The sequence below is a fragment of the Streptococcus vestibularis ATCC 49124 genome, from assembly GCF_000188295.1.
GTDB classification, from domain to species: Bacteria; Bacillota; Bacilli; order Lactobacillales; family Streptococcaceae; genus Streptococcus; species Streptococcus vestibularis.
In genome coordinates, this window is record NZ_GL831112.1 from 1,438,364 (window position 1) to 1,454,796 (window position 16,433).

Annotated in this window: 10 protein-coding genes; 1 reads left to right on the forward strand and 9 read right to left on the reverse strand. The window is 40.6% G+C overall.

Annotation, left to right across the window (positions count from 1 at the left end):
• From HMPREF9425_RS06945 to HMPREF9425_RS06985, 9 genes are all read right to left on the reverse strand, one after another.
• Positions 1–1,367: SH3 domain-containing protein (locus HMPREF9425_RS06945; protein ID WP_003097750.1), on the reverse strand; the 1,367-nt coding region annotated here is incomplete at its 3' end.
• Positions 1,368–1,634: 267 nt separating this feature from the next.
• Positions 1,635–2,288, reverse strand: coding sequence for a DUF6287 domain-containing protein (locus tag HMPREF9425_RS06950; protein ID WP_003097751.1), 654 nt, complete (start codon positions 2,286–2,288; stop codon positions 1,635–1,637).
• 233 nt (positions 2,289–2,521) lie between these two features.
• Positions 2,522–5,104, reverse strand: coding sequence for an SH3 domain-containing protein (locus tag HMPREF9425_RS06955; RefSeq protein WP_003097752.1), 2,583 nt, complete (start codon positions 5,102–5,104; stop codon positions 2,522–2,524).
• 175 nt (positions 5,105–5,279) lie between these two features.
• Positions 5,280–7,898 carry an alanine--tRNA ligase gene (alaS, locus tag HMPREF9425_RS06960; RefSeq protein ID WP_003097753.1) on the reverse strand — a complete coding sequence of 873 codons (2,619 nt, stop codon included), beginning with the start codon at positions 7,896–7,898 and terminating at the stop codon, positions 5,280–5,282.
• 341 nt (positions 7,899–8,239) lie between these two features.
• Positions 8,240–9,382: a peptidyl-prolyl cis-trans isomerase gene (locus tag HMPREF9425_RS06965; protein WP_003095651.1), complete on the reverse strand. Its 1,143-nt coding sequence runs from the start codon at positions 9,380–9,382 to the stop codon at positions 8,240–8,242.
• Between the two features lie 61 nt (positions 9,383–9,443).
• Positions 9,444–10,151, reverse strand: a complete 708-nt coding sequence (locus tag HMPREF9425_RS06970; RefSeq protein ID WP_003097755.1) for an O-methyltransferase — start codon at positions 10,149–10,151, stop codon at positions 9,444–9,446.
• A 57-nt stretch (positions 10,152–10,208) separates the two neighbouring features.
• On the reverse strand, positions 10,209–11,444 hold the full coding sequence (locus tag HMPREF9425_RS06975) for an L-lactate MFS transporter (protein ID WP_037621559.1): 1,236 nt from the start codon (positions 11,442–11,444) through the stop codon (positions 10,209–10,211).
• Between the two features lie 215 nt (positions 11,445–11,659).
• The gene (gene pepF, locus HMPREF9425_RS06980) at positions 11,660–13,465 is read right to left on the reverse strand and encodes an oligoendopeptidase F (protein WP_003097758.1); all 1,806 of its coding nucleotides are present in this window, start codon (positions 13,463–13,465) and stop codon (positions 11,660–11,662) included.
• A gap of 10 nt (positions 13,466–13,475) precedes the next feature.
• Positions 13,476–14,435, reverse strand: a complete 960-nt coding sequence (locus tag HMPREF9425_RS06985) for a competence protein CoiA (RefSeq protein ID WP_003097764.1) — start codon at positions 14,433–14,435, stop codon at positions 13,476–13,478.
• A 1,314-nt stretch (positions 14,436–15,749) separates the two neighbouring features.
• Between HMPREF9425_RS06985 and HMPREF9425_RS06995 the strand changes: the two genes are divergently transcribed.
• Positions 15,750–16,433 (forward strand): LysR family transcriptional regulator (locus tag HMPREF9425_RS06995; protein WP_037621563.1); only part of this gene is annotated, 684 nt, incomplete at its 3' end.

Sequence of the window (16,433 nt, forward strand, 5' to 3'; positions counted from 1 at the left end):
AAAACATTGGTTACGACTACATCAAAACCATTAGACGTTTGATTGTTGATAGTAAGGTTACCAGAAACACGGTTTTCTTGTGGCTTAGACTCAGTAGTTTTCAAGGTCGCAATATCCACATAACGACGTGTACCACTATAACTAATGTAAGAAATCCATTGGTGGTTATCCGCAGTCAAGACCTTGTCATAGTTCACTTTGTAGCCTTTTTCCAAGGTATAAAGTGTTTCTGCAGAAGCCTTAGGTTCATTTTTAACATTCAAGCTACGTGTCACATTATAAGTACCACTTGCTGGAAGCTTTTCAGCACCAGTAGTTTCTGGTTTTGCTTGATTAGTCTCTGTTGGTTTAACAGTTGGTGTTTCAGCTTTGGCAGGTGTCAAAGTCGCAATATCTGCATAGTAGCGAACATAGTCATAACCAAGGTAAGAAATCCATTGGTGATTATCAGCTGTCAAAACTTTATCATAGATGACATGGTCACCCTTACCGAAAACAAAAGTGGGTTTGAGGTCTGCTTTTGGTTCTTTCTTAATATCTGTGTTACGTGTAAAGTAGAAAGTTCCTGTCGCTGGGATATCCAGAGCACCTGTTGTAGCTTGAGCGCCATTAGAAGGTTTACCATCCCCATTACCACTATTACCGTTACCACTATTACCGTTACCACTACCAGCTGCCACTGGTTTCACTGGCGCATAACGACGCACACCAGAGTATGATTTGTAGCTAATCCATTGGTAGCCATCAGCTGTCACAACTTGATCGTAAAAGACGCTATCCCCTGGATTTACATAAAATTCAGCCTTGGCAGACACCTTGGGTTGATTCTTGATCTCTGTACGTTCCTTGTAGACATAAGTTCCTTGGCTTGGAAGATCGCTTGCTGTAGTTGTATCCGGTTGGCTCACCAAACTAGTATTGACAGCTGCTCTCATTAAGGCAGATACATCAAAGTTAGTGGCTGTTTCAGATGAAGTATTTGTACCACTTGCTGCTTCTAAGCTGGCAACTGTTGATTCAGATGTTTTATCTGCTGCCTGTGAGATACCAGCACTCACTTCACTTGTAGCCTCGCTAGTAGCAGTTTCACTAGTGGTTTGGCTAATTGTTGAGACTTGGCTAACTTTCTCACTTGACACTACCCCATCTGTTGCTACACCACTGAAAATATCAGCTGCTATCACAGCATCACTATCTGAAGTCGCACGCAAAGTGGCATCTGAGGTTGTTGCTACTTCGTGGTGTTCGTCAGCCAAAGCTTGGCCCGCAAAGACCAAACTAGCTCCTAAAAGAACTGACGCAGCCCCAAATGAATATTTACGAATGGAAAAACGTTGTTGTTCGTGTAAAAATTTTTCTCGTTTCATATCAATTATCCTCTTTATCGAATTGATGTTACAGATTGATTGTAACACTAAGCGACAAATGTTACAAGTATTTTACAAAATGTTACTAAATATTTCTCACTTGTCCACTAGTATACCAAATTTTTTGACTTGTTCCCACTTAAATCATAAACGATCCGATTTTCGTCATAATCGAAAAAATGACCAACATATACTTACATTTTCGTTGTTTTTCCAATAAAAGCAAAAGTAAAAAGATTACTAAATAAATAGCAATCTTTTTTCATGTCAATTACGATAAAATGGATAATTTTCTGCATCATCACTTTGACCAATAACAAGATGGTCTAAATCACCATTACCAGTTCCAGGAATAGCCCAAAAAGCTGCGCTATCACCATCAGAAGCAATTGTTCCTGAAAAATTTCCATTATTTAAACGTCCAGAATAGAGATGATAAGTATAACCACGCCCATTTTGTACTGTACCATCTGGTGAAATTGTGACAAATTCTCCTCGAGAGTTGGTCCAAGTACCAGCGATTGAACTAAAGTCACCTGAACTTAGTTGCTTCCCATTAATCGATGAAGAAGCCTGTGTTTCTTCTCCTGTTTTTTCTTTTGTAGTCTCAGAAACTCCTCCTGAAGATAAGACTGTTTCATCAGTGTCTTTAGTTGCAGAGTCTTTGGCAACAGAAGACCCACTAACCGCAATGGTTGCATCTTCTGTGTCTTCATTTTTTACATGCGGGTTTGAATTTTTCTTATCGCTCTTAGTAGATTTACTTGAGCTTGAAGATGACTTCTTAACCGTTTTGACTGGACTGCTACTTGTGCTAACACGAGCTGATTCATGGCTGTTGAATTTAGTCACCAAAAAGACAGCAAGGATAACTACGATAAGAGCTAATACTAAACCAATAAGTTTACTTGTAATTTTCATGAGTGATGTTCCTTTTCTGATAATTTACTCGATTATTATAACACAAAAACAACTAAATTTTTCATTGAAGTCATAGATGAATTAGCTACTTATAGAACGAATCCTATACTTTCATCTTGATTCTACAACTTTCTCTAATTTACGGCAAATATTTTCAAAATATATTCAATAGTATATTGATTCAATTGCTAAAGTGCAAACACCACCCTCAAAAGAGAGTGATGTTACGAATCTTAAGAAATGTCCACATAGCGTCTCGCACCACTATAAGTTACATAAGACAACCAGGTGTGACCATCAGCTGTTAGGACCTTGTCATAGCGAACGGACATGCCTTTATCATAGTAGGCTAACTCTGGGCTAGCAACACTTGGTTGAGCCTTAATAGAGCTAGGTTTTGTAAAGGTATAGGTGCCAGTTGCCGCTAGGCTTGGGCTTGCTGGTTGAGCAACTGCTGTTACCTTACCATCAATAGCAATGTAACGGCGATTCCCCCCATAGCTGACATAAGAGAGCCATGTATGACCATCTGCAGTCACCAATTTGTCATAGTTAACAGACATACCAGCATCATAGTAGGCCAACTCTGGACTTGCCATACTTGGTTCTGCTTTAATACTAGAACGTTCTTTAAAAGTATAGGTACCAGATGAAGATGTGTTTGGTTGGACTGGTTGTTCTACGGGTTTAGTCACACTCGTTGGTGCGATAGCCACATAGAAACGATGTCCTGAATAGCTGAGATAAGAAAGCCATGTATAGCCGTCATTATTGACAACCTTGTCATAGTTGACTGACATACCAGCATCGTAGTAGCTAACATCTGGGTTAGCTAACAAAGGTTGAGTCTTAATGCCAGTTCGAGCGGTAAAGGTATATGAACCTGAAGCTGGAAGGTTATGGCGGGTTGCACTTTGTACTGGAACAGTTGTGCTAGTGCCTCCAATGCCTACCATCTTACCATCTTGAACATAGTAGAGATGGACAATGTATTCGCCTGCTTCAGCCTTATGGTCAGTAACATTGATGCGAACCTTGTAGCTACCATCACTTTGTCTGTCAGCTTGGTACCATACAAGATCATCTTGGCCGTTCTTAGCTGTCCAAACCGGAACACTTACACCTTGAATAGCTTTGTCCCCACTAGAAACATTAGTAATATGAACGTCGAAACCGAGGTTAGAGAGATTTTCAATATTGATAGTACCACTTGGTTTGCTTTCTTGTTGAGCAAGTTTAGCCACAGCTACATAACGGCGGTTGCCACTGTAGCTGAGGTAAGAAAGCCATTGATAACCATCACCACTGACAATCTTGTCGTAGTTGACTGACATGCCAGTATCATAGTAGGCCAACTCTGGACTTGCCACACGAGGTTCTGCCTTAATGCTAGAGCGTTCTTTGAAGGTATAAGTTCCTGAGTCAGGAAGGCTATAGCTAGCAGTTGTATGAGTTCCTTCAACCTTGGCAGGAACTGTGTAAGTTGTGCCACTTACACCAACTAATTTACCATTAGTTTCAACATAGTAAAGATGAACATTGTAGAGACCACGTTCATTCTTGTGGTCACTTAGACTGACATTAACCTTGTAGTTACCATTGTTAAGACGAGTCGCATTGTACCAGATAATGTCATCTTGCCCATTCTTTTCAGACCAGATTGGAACAGACACTCCGAGGACACCGTTTTGATCTGCTACATTACTGATAACCACGCTAAAGCCACCATTATCATGGCTTTCAATAGCGATATTTCCTGTTGGTTTAGCCAGAGACTCTGCGACAATACCTAGGTCGACATAACGACGAGTACCATTGTATGACACATAAGAAATCCAACGGTGGTTGTCAGCAAGCAAAGATCTATCGTAGTTGACTGACATACCAGGATCAAAATTAAACTCAGTCTTGGCAGTAAAGCTAGGTTGATTCTTCACATCTGCAGGCTTAGTGAAATAATAAGTACCACGTTCAGGGATGGTTTCATCTCTAGTCACTTCAGTGGTGCTACTAGTGCTTTCAGCCTTCAAAGTTGCGATATCAGCGTAGTAGCGTTCAGAGTCGTAACCAATGTAAGAAATCCATTGGTGGCTATCCCTCTTCAAGACCTTGTCATAGATAACATGGTCGCCTGCACTAAAGACAAAAGTAGGTTTGATATCCATGATAGGCGCTGTACGAATTTCAGTTGTGCGACGGAAATAGAAAGTACCGTTTGATGGGATATCAAGAGAACCATCAGCAGTCACTGGACCATCTACACCAGGCTGACTAGCATTAGTTAAGACAGTCCGAAGACTAGTATCGACAGCTTCACGGTCAGTAGGTCTAGCTTCAGCAACTTCTGAAGTCGCTGAACGGTCAGTCTCACTTGCTGCTTCAGAGCTAGCTACTAATGACACTTCAGAACGTGGACTAGCCACTTCTGATCTAGAAACAGTAGCAACAACAGATGCAGAATGGGCAACCTCTGCCGGTACTTCCAAAGAAGCAGCCTCGCTAGCCACTATACTACTAGTTTCAGAAGAAGCAACTTCACTGTTAGCAAGCTTAGGTCTCGGCGCTTCAGATCTTGAAGCTGGTTGATTGAGGACATCGGTAACAGCTTCTGGAGTTGCCTGGTCAACTTGAAGTGCTTCAGAATTATTTACAATAACTTCATTATCCTTGTTGGAATTTACGCTATTGGCTTGTTCCTGAGCCAAAGCATGTCCACCAAGCATCAAGCTAGCACCAATCAAGACTGATGCAGCTCCAAAAGAATATTTACGTATTGAGTAACGTTGACGTTCCTTAAAAACATATGCCTTTCTCATTTTGATCACTCTCACTTTCTAGGCTGTTTGATAAAAAATAGGAACCGTTTTCACACTTTTATTATACCCCTTTGAAATATTTTTTACAATTATTTCAATATTATTACTAATTTTTTTAAGAAAAAAGATAGGATTTTCATCCTACCTTTTTAAGTTTCTTTTATTGTATCACTTCTTAAAACTGTTCTGCTACCGCTGAGAGAAGATCTTGGATACCGTTAGCATCGCTACCACCGGCCATGGCCATATCTGGTTTACCACCACCACGACCTGATACGATTGGTGCAAGGACCTTGATAACATTACCTGCGTGAACACCCTTAGATTTGCTTGCTACAAGGACATTAACTTTTTCACCAATGTGAGCTGCAAGGACAAGGACGTCAGAGTAGTCTGCTTGTTTCCATTGGTCAGCAAAGGTACGAAGGGCACCTGCATCAGAAACTTCCACTTGGCTAGCAATATAACGAACACCGTTAGCTTCTTTAACGTCTTTGAAGACATCACCAGCTGCTGCTGCTGCTGCTTTTTCTTTAAGTGCAGCATTTTCTTTTTGAAGGGCATGCAACTGCTCTTGAAGACTAGCAACCTTGTTAGGTACTTCTTTCAATTGTGGTGCCTTAAGTGTTGCTGCGATTGCTTTGAGGGCATCTTCTTCTTCACGGTAAGCAAGGTAAGCTTCACGTGATGTCACTGCCAAGATACGACGTGTTCCTGAACCGATACCTTCTTCTTTGACAATCTTGAACATACCGATTTCAGCAGTGTTGGCAACGTGTGTACCACCACAAAGCTCAACAGAGTAATCACCGATTGAAACAACACGAACATTCTTACCATATTTTTCACCGAAGAGGGCCATAGCTCCCATTGATTTAGCAGTGTCAATGTCTGTTTCAATAGTTGTTACTGGAGTTGCTTTCCAGATTTCTTCGTTGACTTGTTCTTCGATAGCACGCAATTCTTCTGGAGTTACAGCCTCAAAGTGAGTGAAGTCGAAACGCAAGAATTCTTGTTCATTAAGAGAACCGGCTTGAACTGCGTGATCACCAACGATATTATGAAGAGCAGCATGCAAGAGGTGAGTCGCTGTGTGGTTTTTCATCACACGGTGACGACGTGTGTGGTCAATTTCAAGTTTGTAGTTAGCACCTACAACAAGTTCACCTTCAACTTCAACAGTGTGAAGGGCTTGTCCATTTGGTGCACGTTGAACGTCAACAACACGCGCAACGACTGTACCAGCTGCATCTGAGATAGTACCGTGGTCTGCTACTTGTCCACCCATTTCAGCGTAGAATGGTGTTTGTTCAAAGACAAGGAGTGCTTGACCAGAGTTAACACTATCATGACGAGCATCATCAGCAACGATCACGCTCAAATGGCTTTCAGCAGTTTCCGCTTCATACAAGAACTCAGATGGTTCAGTGATGTTGGCGAGGGTTTCATTTTGCATACCCATAGAACCACCTTTAACCACGCTAGCACGCGCACGTTCTTGTTGTTCTTTCATGGCAGCTTTGAAACCTTCATGGTCAATCTTGAAGCCTTCATCCTCAGCCAACTCTTCTGTCAATTCCACTGGGAATCCATAAGTATCGTAAAGTTTAAAGATATCTTTACCTTCAAGCGTACCTTTACCAGATTTCTTAAGGTTAGCAAGAAGCTCGTCAAGCATACTTGAACCTGCATCGATGGTACGTGCAAAGGTTTCTTCTTCACGTTTAACAATTTTTTCGATAAAGTCTTTCTTCTCAAGAACTTCTGGGTAATAGCTTTCCATGATTTGACCAACAGTTGGAACAAGTTTGTACAAGAAAGCATCAGAAATGCCGAGACGACGGCCGTGCATTACGGCACGACGGAGAAGACGACGAAGGACATAACCACGACCTTCATTACCTGGAAGGGCACCATCACCGATGGCAAATGCCAATGAACGAATGTGGTCAGCGATGACCTTGAAGCTCATTGTGTCACCATCTGGATCATAAGTTTTACCAGACATTTTTTCGATTTCACGAATGATAGGCATGAAGAGGTCTGTTTCAAAGTTTGTTTTAGCCCCTTGCATTACGGCTACAAGACGTTCAAGACCTGCGCCCGTATCAATGTTTTTATTAGGAAGTTCTTTGTATTCTGAACGTGGAACAGCTGGATCTGCATTGAATTGTGACAAAACGATGTTCCAAATTTCAATGTAACGGTCGTTTTCAATATCCTCTTCAAGCAAGCGAATACCAATATTGTCCGGGTCAAAGTCTTCGCCACGGTCAAAGAAGATTTCAGTATCTGGTCCTGAAGGTCCAGCACCGATTTCCCAGAAGTTATCTTCAATTGGAATCAAATGACTTGGTTCAACGCCGCAGGCAATCCAACGGTTGTATGAATCTTTATCATCTGGATAGTAAGTCATGTAAAGCTTGTCTTTTGGAAAATCAAACCACTCTGGGCTTGTCAAAAGCTCATAACCCCATTCGATAGCTTCATCACGGAAGTAGTCACCAACTGAGAAGTTACCAAGCATTTCAAACATTGTGTGGTGACGAGCTGTCTTACCAACGTTTTCGATATCGTTAGTACGGATAGCCTTTTGTGAGTTAGTAATACGTGGATTTTCAGGAATCACAGAGCCATCAAAATATTTTTTCAAAGTGGCAACCCCTGAGTTAATCCAAAGAAGAGTTGGATCGTTAACCGGAACCAAGTTAGCTGATGGTTCAACAGCGTGACCTTTTGATTTCCAGAAATCAAGCCACATTTGACGAATTTGTGCTGAAGTAAGTTGTTTCATTGTTTCTCCCTAATTATTTCTTAATTTATACCATTTAGAAAATACTAAAAGAATAAAAGACAAGACCACTAAACGAAGGGCGACGTGAACCGCGGTACCACCTTCATTCAATGACCTTGTCATTCTTATTTTTCTTAAATTGTAAACTTTGAGTAGCAAGTAATCCCATCCGTCCATGGCTCGCAGCAACCGCCATTTTTCTGTATCCGAAGCAATGATTACCTTTCTCAAAGGGCAGACTCAGAGTTTCCTAACATTAAAACTCTTTGTTACTTTCCATTTTAACGTGTTTTAGGTCTTAGGTCAAGTTGATAACAACATTATCAACTTTATCTTATGATTTATTTGCTAGAGCTTGATGTTGAACTTGATGAAGCTCCAGAACCAGTCGCATACTGGTCAAGAATTGCACTAAAGGCTTTATCTACAACCTTAACATTGTATTTTTTAAGAACCTTGGCAATTACTGAGTTAGTGAAGTTAGTATCAGCTTTCTTACCATTGATGATAACCTTAGTCAAATCATCCTTATAGTTTTTCCAATCTGCATTTTTCTCAGATTTTGAAACAGTTTTGACGATATAGTAAGTTGCAGCACCAGTTGAGCTGTTTGAAACAGTCACTACGTCAGAAACGGCATTAGCATCTTGTTTGAAGGCCGCTGTCAAAACATCTGTTGGGAAGTCTTGAGAAGCTGAGTTAACTGTCTTAGAAGTCACTTCCAAGCTGTTATCTTTAGCAACTTGTGAGAAGTCTGCTCCTTCTGCTTTAGCTTCAGAGTCTACTTTATCTGCCACTGCTTTATCAGTAGTTGAAACTACTTGCACCTCTGTATTTGGTGTGTAGTTATCATAGGCAGCCTTGTAATTTGCTTCCGTCAAATCTTTTTGTGCGGCTTGGTTAACAGCGTACTCAACCAATTTTTGTGTGCGGATTTGAGTGCGGTATGACTCTTCTGTTTGACCATAGGCTGCAAGCACTTGTGAGAATTGGTCTCCGTATTGTTCTAAAGATTTTTTATAGGCTTTGTCAACATCTTCTTTGCTGACCTTGCTACCGTATTCTTTTTCAAGAGCCTTTTGCAACGTTGCACTCAAAACACTTTGTTGTGTTTGGTTGCTACCTTTAAGTGAATCAAAGACATCCCCAACAGTAACAGTATCACCTTTCATAGATACCAAGGTTGTTTCTTCAGTCGTTTTGTTCCCCAGAGAAACATACATAGCACCAGCACCAACAAGGGCTGAAACAGCTACAAGGGCAAGACCTCCGAGGAAACGGCCACCTGAACTTGGTTTACCAGCATCACGTGTCTTTTTCGTTTTAGCACGTTTAGCTTTTTCTTTCGCTTTTTCACTAGCGAGGGCGATGCTTTCCTCTTCTTCTTTTTGGCGATCAAGATGCTCTTGTTCTGCGTCTTTGTCTGCTACAACCTCTTCAACAGTTTCTTCTGTCGACTCAAGATTTTCATTTTCTTTAGCCATTCTATCTACTCCTTAAATTGTCAATATCTTTGTTATTATACCACACTTACTTAAATAATGCTTAATCTGGCAAGATAATATTTTCAGAATTTTTCCGAAGCATAAGAAGCCCGTCACTCATAGGTACCAAACTAGCAGTCAAACCCGGGTTATCTAAGGTCGCATCAAAAAGGCGATGCAAGCCACGATAGATCGTCCGCTGACCACGACGAACCTCCATGATGTCTTTGGCAATATCCCCCCCTTGGAAAATATCATCAAAGACGATGACCCCACCAACCTTAAGACGTTTTAAGATTTCAGGTAGAAAGACGATATATTTAGACTTGGCTGAGTCCATAAAGACAAAATCATAATCTGTGTCTAAGTCTTGCAATACCTCAGCAGCATCTCCTTCCACCAAGGTAATTTGTTTGCGACTGTCACACTTGGCTAGATTTTCCTTGGCAAAGCCAATCATTTCTTCATTACGATCAACCGTCGTAATCTGAGCATCAGGGGCGTACTCAGCCATAAGAAGAGCTGAAAAACCAATAGCCGTTCCTACCTCAAGGATTTTCTTAGGCTGTAAGGTCTGTAACAAAAATCGGAAATAAGCAACAACTTCGTGCTGAATAATTGGAATATTTTCCTTACGAGCAAAGGCCTCCAGCTCAGCCAAATGCCCTTTATTTTCCTGAAGATGCGTTCGCATGTAATCCACGATATCCTTGTTTACTACTGGGCGACGCATGTTGTGATTTGCGTTTTTACTATATGATTTAACCATGTGTTTTATTATATAAAAAATCCCTAGCAAGTGCTAGAGATTTTTCTTATCTATGACTCAAATCCTCATCATTAGACTACTTTGACGAATAACCTTCTTTTTCAAGAGGTAAGCAATAACTAAAGCTACCACGTAAAGAGCAATGAAAACAAGCAAGGTCATCTGGTAAGATTTTGTCAATTCATAGGTTACCGACAGGAGCATTGGTCCCACCAAGGCTGCCATAGCCCAGGCAGTCAGAATATAACCATGAAGGGTAGCCAATTCCTTTGCCCCAAAGATATCGCTAAGGTATGGTGGAATCAAAGAGAAACCTGCCCCGTAGCAAGTCATCAGAACAGCCATCGCAACCACAAAGACAAGTGGAACTTGCAGGACAATTAGGAGGATGGCCATAACGATATTAACCACAAAGAGGAGGATAAAGGTCTTCGGACGCCCAATATAATCCGACAAGCCTGCCCACAGAAGGCGACCAAAACCATTAAAGATTCCCATAACACCGACAACAACTGCTGCTGATTCCGCTGACATCCCAACCATATCTTGAGCCATTGGAGAAATAGCAGAGACAAGGGCTAAGCCGCATGAAATATTGATAAACAAGATAAGCCATAACCAGTAGAAAGTTGACGATTTCAGAGCTTCATTAGCCGTAACCTCTTTGCTCAAATCAGCAGCCTGACGGTTTGGACTCTTGTCAGCCAACAGTTGTGCTTCCTCTACACTTGGTCGTTTAATAAATTGTGAAACAAAAAGCATAACAACAAAATAAACGACTCCCAAGATATAAAAGGTCTGCTCAACACCACGTGCCTGAATCAGATATTGGGCAATTGGACTAGTCAAGAGCGAGGCAAAGCCAAAGCCCATAATGGCAAGGCCAGTCGCAAGGCCACGCTTATCAGGAAACCACTTAATGATGGTTGAAACAGGCGTAATATACCCCACACCCAGTCCTAGACCACCAAGAATACCGTAACCAAGATAAAGTATCCACAGCTCTCCCTGAGCAATGGCAACTCCTGTTAGAATGTTACCTCCGGCATAGAGAACAGCCGACATACTTCCAGTCACTCTAGGACCAAATTTTTCAACCAAGCGTCCCATGAAGGCTGCAGAAAGACCAAGACAAAAGATGGCCAATGAAAAGGCAAAAGAAACTGAAGATTGATCCCAGCCAGTCTGGACCATAATAGGATTACGATAGATACTCCAAGCATAGGTAGACCCCAACATAAGATGGAGTAAGACACCACACGTTGCTACAAGATAACGATTGGTTGTTTTCACAAAAACCTACTTTCTATTTCTGAACATTGTTCACTTATAAAACATAAAACGTTAGGTTTTTAGTCTATCACAAATATAAACCATGAGCTAAAAATATGCTCATCGGTAATTTTCCGTATCAATTATAGCTTTAACACTGTAAACGTTCGTTTTTTTAGATGTAAAAAGAACCACTCTTATCCAGAATGATTCTCTCATATAGTATAATGACTTTTTTAAGAAAGGTGAACACCTTTTTCAACCAAGGTTTCCAATTCAACGAGACGGTCTTCAAAAACTTTGAAGGCAGCATCCAAGTAGTCGGTATTGGTCATATCAACACCAGCTTTCTTGATAACTTCCAAAGGATAATCTGAGCTTCCCGCCTTAAGGTAAGTAAGGTAAGCTTCTTTATCCTCCTCAGTACCGTGAACAATTTTTTCAGCCAAGTAGCTTGCTGCTGCAAACCCTGTAGCGTATTGGTAGACATAGTAATTCATGTAGAAATGCGGAATACGTTCCCACTCAAACTGAATTTCGTAGTTATCTTCAGCTTTAAGGTTGTAGTATTTCTCATTGAGGTCTGCATAAATCTTATTCATGAATTCTGCTGTCAAGATTTGACCAGATGCATCTGCTTCATGAATAGCATGTTCAAACTCAGCAAATTGTGTTTGACGGAAGACAGTTCCCTTGAAACCATCCAAATAGTGATTAAGAATAGCAAAACGTGTCTTGTCATCTTTAACTTCTTTAAGAAGCGTTTCCGTCAAGATATTCTCATTGGTTGTAGACGCAATTTCCGCCAAGAAAATTGGGTAATCTCCGTAAACATATGGTTGAGTCTGACGTGTAAAAGTTGAATGCAAACTGTGGCCAGTCTCGTGAACCAAGGTAAAGAGATTGTCCAAAGTGTCTTGCCAGTTCAAAAGCATGAAAGCATTGGTATCATAGGCACCACCTGAGTAGGCCCCTGAACGTTTTCCTTTGTTAGGGTGAACGTCAATCCAACGTTCCGTAAAGGCTGCATGAACCCCTTTACTATACTCTTCACCAAAGATTGCCAAGACTTCTTCTGCTTTCTTGAGGGATTCTTCATAAGTAAGAGCAGTTTCAGTCTCAGAAAGTGGTGTATAAACGTCATACATCTTAAGCTCGTCAAGCCCCAAGACCTTCTTACGCAAATCAAGGTAACGGTGCAAAAGTGGCAAATGCTTGTTCACTGATTCCAAGAGAGAGTCATAAACACTTTCTGGAATAAAGTTAGCCGCAAGTGCTGCATGACGTGCCGAATTATAGTGACGAACTTTGGCTTGGTAATTGTGAACCTTAACAACACCTTGGAGTGTTTGTGCATAGGTATGTTGGAACTGCTCGTAAGTACCGTACATCGCTTCATAAGCTCCCTTACGAATGTCACGGTCCTTAGATTCCATGAGGGTGATAAAATTACCATGTGTCAACTCAATCACATCCCCTTGACCATCCGATACCCATGGGAAGAGGATATCAGCATTATCCAAGACGTTGAAGGTATCCGTTGGACCATTGAAAATATCACCAGCTGCTGCCAAGAGTTCTTCTGCTTCTTGAGAAAGAACGTGGTCCTTGTTTGCCAAAAGACGTTCGAAATAGTGGTCATAAAGCCCAAGACCTGGCTCTTGTTCTTTAAATTCAGCTAATTTCTTAGCATCCAAGGCCATAAATTCAGGCTCAAAGTAAGCAAAGGCTCCACTCAACTGTGAGTAAAGGTTTGAGGCTTTGGCTTGGTATTCTTGGTAAAGACCTACCGTTGTATCTTGGTCATTTTTCATTGACGCATAAACGTATATTTTCTCCAAACGACGCATAAGGCTCATATAAAGTTCTGTTGCCTCAAGCAAGTTCTTAGCAGAATCCAAGAGATGACCTGCATAAGCACTAACCTTCTTCAAATCCTGAACAGTGCTTTCATATTCAGTTTCCCAATCTGCATCTGTCGCAAAAATGGTCGTCAAATCCCATGTGTATTTCTCGTCTAAATGAGTACGATTGTCTGACATAATATTCTCCTTAATTGTGTCTATTCTTTACTATTTTAGCATAAAAGGTGGGAGGGTAGAGGGTTTGCTTGTAAGAAAAATGTCTTTTTCGATAATATTGCATGAAAAGCTTTTTAAAATCATCAATAGATAATCTAATTTGGACAAATCCTTGCTTAGATTCAGGAAATCTCACTTGTGGAAAAAAATCCTGATCAGATAGACATAACAAATTCATTCCCTTAAGATAGGCTTCTTCCTGCCTTCTCAGCCACCTTGGATTTTTCCCCATTAATTCTCGTTGAATCACATGTGAGACCTTCTTTCGCTGAGTAACTTTATAGGTCTCACCCTTCTCTACTTGATAAGGAAAACGTAGAACTGTCATGAGATTTTCGGTTAACGGCCAGGCCTTAGTTAAATAATAGACTTTCCCAAAAATATCCTCATAGATGAGATACTTAAGTCTAATTTCCTCTCGCTTCCAATCAAGCTCCCACAGGTGAAATCCTATCTTAGCCGTAAAATAGAGAAAGTCCCGCTGTAAGTCTGTTAAACGACCATTCAACCAGAGTTCCTCACCCAAAAGCCAACGCACTTCGTAACCTGCTTGGTGATAGGCACATGTCCTTTCTCTCAAACGTTGCTGGGATAACCGAGAACACTGAACTTCCAAGGCTAAGGAATCTCCAACAAATAAATCTGCAATTTGCCCCATCTCGAACAAAACCTTTTCAATACTTACTTTTTCACCATGATTAACCAAAGATTTATATAAGGCTGCCTTAAGGGATAAATGTTGGGCCGATTCATTCTCTGAGAAGAACTGACAATCTTGCAAAGACTTGTGAGCAAAATGTGGACACATTACCTGGCCATGCCTCAATAGGACAACTCCCTGGCAACCAGGACAGCTATAGGGTTCTTTACGTTGCAAACTGGTTTCTAGAGCTGAAACCAATTTTCCTTCCGTATTTTTTGCAATTAACATGACTCTCTCCTTCGTGTACTCTCTTACTTATTCGTAAAAGAATTCACAAAATAAAAAACATCTAGATTACTCTAGATTCTTCCCCCATTTAAACTGAAACTTGCTCCCTGCTGTATGGAAACTTAGGTTTATAGGTGTATTGCTTACCTTGGGATCCAAGTGACGCTCAATCCTTTGATCTCTTTTCAACAATCTCGATTTCTCAGGAAAAATCCCCCAATCCACCCTGAAATTAAAAGCCAAAAACAGTCTCTATCCCATACAACCATTGAAAATAGTCAATGTAGCATAGACAGATGCTCTCACAAACACCTAGTCAAATTCCGTCTCTGAAACACCATCCCAATATGTTTCTTACCCTCTAGTTCCTAACTCTCATCAAGGACTTACTTCCTTTAGTCAATAACAAGATAAAACAATTTTTAGATTTGGATAATTACCATCCAAAATCCTTATTTACTAACATTGAACCACCATTTCCCTAGGTACAGTTCAATACCAACAAATACAAAACCGTGTTGATCCAAAATGGTCTCTAGATTCAAAGTATCCCGAGATTAATAGTCAGTTAATCTAATAAAGCTTTCACTCTCGCTTTTTGTGCAAAACGTCACACTGCGTACAAAATACTATTTTCTAGAAGAGTAGCAGCTAAAATAGCCACTCTCAAAACATACCACCTATCAAAAAAGGTTAGTCCACCTTCTGATAGATCTATTTACAGGACTGCTTTATTTTCTTTCCCTCTCCATTTAAAAAAGTAGTCTCTGTGGACTATTCCGTAAACTCGCCTTCCAAAATGGTGTTAGATCTTCAAAACATGTCTTAGAAGGCGTCTTCTTATCATCCTTATTTTTTTGATTGGCTCATCTAGAAAATCTCACCCACCAACCTTTAGAAGCAACTTTGGTTCAAGTTTACTATACCTCGGCTATCGGTATATTCTTTGCCACTATTCATCTACGTACTGGCAGCCTCTGATGGACTATTGTTCTGCACTTTTGGGTTATTTTTACTAGTTTTCTTCTGTCACAAGCGACACAGGCTACTCCAGCTACAAGTATCTGGTATTTCATTCTCTGGTTACTACTGATTACCATAGTACTCTTCCTCATTCGACCTAAAAAATTGGAAGCCATTAGACGTCTTAGCAACTGACACTTTATACAGCATTCCATCAGTACTCCTATAAGACCTGACTTTATAAAAATTTCATATCAGATCTTCATCTATTCCTATCAGGATTTTACTGATATTAGACTTCTCATTTTGTTATAATATAGGTCACAATCATATTTTAAAAAGGGGATGCTTATGAATTTTCAACAATGTCGCTATGTTCAGACTATCTCTGAAACAGGCTCATTTAGTAAGGCTGCTAAGAAGCTCTTTTTGACACAACCCAATCTTTCAGCATCCATTCGTGATTTAGAGGAAGAACTGGGAGTTCTACTCTTTGAGCGCTCCAATACGGGAGCCAAACTGACTGATGATGGCCATGATTTTCTCAAATACGCCAAACGTATCCTTGGAGAGCTGGATCTACTAGAAGGACGCTATCGCAAGTCCTTTAAGAAATCGTTCACTATTGCCAGTCACCACTATGATTTTTTGTCACTTCCTATGGCTCATATTGCCAAACGCTTTCGTAGTGATTATCAAGAATTTCAATTAATTGAAACAACAACTAGAAAGATTCTCAAGAGCGTAGAGAGTTTCGAAAGTGACTTGGGGATTATTTACCTTGATGAAGACAATGTCCACATCCTAGAGCGCAGTTTCAAACACATGGATTTGACTTTCACCCCACTTGGAGACTTTGAAACCAAGATTTTCTTGGGACGTCAACATCCCTTAGCCAAGAAAAAATCTCTAAATCTCAAGGATTTAGAGGGATATCCACAAGTCCGTTTTCGTCAGGAAAGCTCTGGAATTCATTTCGACGAGGATCCGCTGGAGGTCCTGCCTGACCAGCAAGTTATCTACAGTAATGACCGA

Coding starts and splice junctions, on each gene's coding strand:
- HMPREF9425_RS06965 (WP_003095651.1), bottom strand. CDS start 9,382: ATGGCTAAAGAAAATGAAAATCTTGAGTCGACAGAAGAAACTGTTGAA.
- HMPREF9425_RS06955 (WP_003097752.1), bottom strand. CDS start 5,104: ATGAGAAAGGCATATGTTTTTAAGGAACGTCAACGTTACTCAATACGT.
- pepF (WP_003097758.1), bottom strand. CDS start 13,465: ATGTCAGACAATCGTACTCATTTAGACGAGAAATACACATGGGATTTG.
- HMPREF9425_RS06950 (WP_003097751.1), bottom strand. CDS start 2,288: ATGAAAATTACAAGTAAACTTATTGGTTTAGTATTAGCTCTTATCGTA.
- HMPREF9425_RS06985 (WP_003097764.1), bottom strand. CDS start 14,435: ATGTTAATTGCAAAAAATACGGAAGGAAAATTGGTTTCAGCTCTAGAA.
- HMPREF9425_RS06970 (WP_003097755.1), bottom strand. CDS start 10,151: ATGGTTAAATCATATAGTAAAAACGCAAATCACAACATGCGTCGCCCA.
- alaS (WP_003097753.1), bottom strand. CDS start 7,898: ATGAAACAACTTACTTCAGCACAAATTCGTCAAATGTGGCTTGATTTC.